Annotated in this window: 2 protein-coding genes; one reads left to right on the plus strand and one right to left on the minus strand. The window is 43.2% G+C overall.

What is annotated here, in order from left to right:
• The coding region (locus CCU_RS04355) for an AraC family ligand binding domain-containing protein (RefSeq protein ID WP_208895983.1) at positions 1-271 on the minus strand (271 nt) is incomplete at its 3' end.
• A 361-nt stretch (positions 272-632) separates the two neighbouring features.
• On the opposite strand from CCU_RS04355, the gene CCU_RS04360 reads away from it, so the two are divergent.
• The coding region (locus tag CCU_RS04360) for a glycoside hydrolase family 2 TIM barrel-domain containing protein (protein WP_305803636.1) at positions 633-2,197 on the plus strand (1,565 nt) is incomplete at its 3' end.

Here is a 2,197-nt window from a genome sequence, read left to right on the forward strand (position 1 = left end):
AGTATTCATATTTCTGAAGCTCTTTTGGACGGAATATGACAATGTTACCAGCGGGAACAATTGTTTCGTTATCAACAGTATCAAAATGAAAATGTCCGCATCCGGCTGCAATATATATAATCTGAAAATCAACACGTCCTCTTGGGCGATAGGTTGGCATCTTTGGGTGCTCAGACAAACGATAGATTCCGCAGCTACCGACAATCAGTGGTCGGCTTTTATCCTTAAAATCCATATGTGAATGTTTCAAATAACCGGTGTTCATGTACATAGGGCAGCACTCCTTTCACTCGATACAATAATCACGATTTCTTCGTTCTTCGAACTCTCGAAATCGTGCCAGCCATGCGCACTCCGGACTATCGTCCTGCGTGCTTATGACTGTTTACCCATCAAATAGAAAAGTGTCCGATGCTACAAGCAGTTCGTCCACTTTTCTGCTTGATGGGATTATTGTATCATTTTGTGCATATTTTGTCCATTCTAGTTTATAGACATAAGAAATGGATTAAGGTAATATAAATCTAACAAAAGCGAGAAGGAAAAAAAGCAGACAGTAAGGAGAAAACTGTTAGCAGGGGTACAAGCAACAAAAAAAGTGTATAAACTGTATGAATGAAGGAGGATTATTTATGATCGTGCCACGTTACTATGAGGACTTAAGTGTATTACATGACAATACGATGCCGGCGAGAGCTTATTACATGCCGGCTTCCAAGCGGATGGATGACCTGGTAGAGCACAGAGAGCTGTCAGACAGAATGCAGCTTTTGAATGGTACATGGAAGTTTCAGTATTTTGACAGCATCTATGATATGAAGGATGCCTTTTATGAGGATGGTTATTTGGTTGAGGGCTTTGACGAGATCAAAGTTCCGAGTGTATGGCAGATGGCAGGTTATGATACACACCAATACACAAATATCCGTTACCCATTTCCGTTTGATCCGCCATATGTGCCACAGGATATTCCATGTGGAGCTTATGTGCATACCTTTGACTATGCAAAGGATGCTGCAGCACCAAAGGCATATCTTAACTTTGAAGGTGTGGATAGCTGCTTTTATGTATGGTTAAACGGCACCTATGTAGGCTACAGTCAAGTGAGCCACATGACCAGTGAGTTTGATGTGACAGACGTATTGCGGGAAGGAGAGAACCGGATTTCCGTGCTTGTGATGAAGTGGTGCGACGGTTCGTACCTTGAAGATCAGGACAAGTTCCGTATGAGCGGAATCTTCCGTGATGTATATCTCTTAAAACGTCCGGAAAAGGGAATCCGTGATTATCGCATTACAACACAATTAGATTCAGACATTGCAAGGATAAATCTTACAGCAGCATTTTACGAGCCGACAGAGGTTCGGGTAAAGCTCGAGGATAAGAATGGAGCAGTTGTTTCCGAGGGTGTTATTTCCGAGAGTGGAGAAGCGACTTTTGAGATTGTAGATTATACACTCTGGAATACAGAGAATCCGTATCTGTATACGATTATTCTGGAGACGGAGCAGGAGGTAATCGTAGACCATATAGCACTCCGCAAGATCGAGATCAAGAATCAGGTAATCTACTTAAATGGACAGAAGATTAAATTCCGTGGTGTGAACCGCCATGACTCCGATCCGGTCACCGGATTTACAATTAGCATGGAGCAGATCAAGACAGACCTTACCCTGATGAAGCAGCACAACTTCAATGCCATTCGTTCCAGCCATTATCCAAATGCACCATTTTTCTATGAAATGTGCGACCGCTATGGATTTATGGTGATTGACGAGGCAGATATCGAAGCACACGGACCATTTATGCTGTATCGAAAAGAGGATACGGATTACAACCGCTTTAAGCGTTGGAATGAGAAGATAGCAGATGATCCGGTATGGGAAGCTGCGATTGTTGACCGTGTGAAGCTGATGGTGGAGCGTGACAAGAACCGGTTTTGTATCGTGATGTGGTCTATGGGAAATGAAAGCGCTTATGGCTGCAACTTTGAGAAGGCACTGGCATGGACAAAGAAGTTCGATTCGGAGCGGATCACGCAGTATGAGAGTGCCAGATACCGCAATTACGATGTAACCTATGATTACGAGAATCTGGACTTATACAGCCGTATGTATCCGGCACTTACTGAGATAGAGGAATATTTGGAAAAGGATGGCAGCAAACCATTCCTTCTGGTGGAATACTGCCACAGTAT

Source organism: Coprococcus sp. ART55/1 (assembly GCF_000210595.1).
GTDB classification, from domain to species: domain Bacteria; phylum Bacillota; class Clostridia; order Lachnospirales; family Lachnospiraceae; genus Coprococcus; species Coprococcus aceti.